At 74.2% G+C, this 1,173-nt stretch carries 1 protein-coding gene; it reads right to left on the bottom strand.

What is annotated here, in order from left to right; genetic code table 11:
• Positions 1-104: 104 nt before the first annotated feature.
• Positions 105-1,173, bottom strand: a 1,069-nt coding sequence (locus AA75_RS28195) for an MFS transporter (RefSeq protein ID WP_033823088.1), incomplete at its 5' end; no start/stop codon positions are given.

Genomic DNA, 1,173 nt, shown 5'->3' on the forward strand with positions numbered 1-1,173 from the left:
TGGGGTGAGCCGTACGGCTGGGGCGGTGGTGTGCTCATCGGTTTTCCCCCGGAGTAACTCTCTTGACGGCCTGGCGCGTTGACGGCCTGGTGCGTTGACGTACCTTAGCGAGTCGTCGCGGGGGTGGCCGGTTCTCCGTGGTGCGGCGGGGTGCGCCGGGCAGCGCGGGCGTAGAGCGCTGCGCCGAGGGCGTAGACCGCGGCGACGCCCGCCACCACCGCCGTCGAGCGGCCGTCGAGCGGCAGCACCAGCGCGGTGACCCCGGCCGCGGCGACGAAGGAGATGTTGAACAGGACGTCGTAGATGGCGAAGACCCGCCCCCGGTACTCGTCCTCCACCGACTCCTGGACCACGGTGTCCGCGCAGATCTTGGTGCCCTGGGTGACCACTCCGAGCAGCAGCGCCGCCGCCATCGCCGGGACCTCGGCGAACGACAGCCCGAGCGCCGGGACGAACACGGCGGCCGAGGCCAGACAGACCGTCATCCAGCCGGACAGCCCGAGCCGCCGGGTGCACCACGGACTGACCACCGCCGCCAGGAAGAACCCGACCGCCGAGACGCCGACCGCCTGCCCCAGGGTGGCCAGTCCGCCGGCGCTGTCGTCGGGGCTGTTGAAGGTGTACCGGGAGAGCATCAGCACCACCACGATGAGCACCCCGTAGCAGAACCGGGCGAGCGTGACGGCGGCCAGCGCGTGCACCGCCGGGCGGCAGTCGTGCACCAGGTGCCGGACGCCGGCCAGCAGGCCGCGTCCGGCGCTGGACAGGGCCTCGCGCAGCGACGGGCGGTCCGGGTGCTGGGCCGGGCCCAGCAGGTCAGGGGGGATCCGCTGGGCCGACAGCGCCGCGCACAGGTAGAGGACCGCGGCCAGGGTCACCAGGACGGCGTCGGCGTGCCGGCCGGGCGGGAGCAGTTGGTGCACCAGGAAGCCGAGGCCGCCGCCGGCCGCCGCGGCGATGGTGCCGAGGGTGGGGGAGACGGCGTTGGCGGTGACCAGCTCGCCGGACCCGACGACCCGGGGGAGGGAGGCCGACAGCCCGGCCAGGATGAACCGGTTGAGTGCGGTGACCAGCAGGGCGGCGGCGAAGAACAGCCACTCCGGGGCGCCGGCCAGCAGCAGCCCGGCGGTCGCCAGTCCGAGCCCGAACCGGGCCAGGTTGCCGAGCTGCAGC

Origin of the sequence: Kitasatospora sp. MBT63 (genome assembly GCF_000710465.2) — a bacterium.
Taxonomy (GTDB): Bacteria; Actinomycetota; Actinomycetes; order Streptomycetales; family Streptomycetaceae; genus Kitasatospora.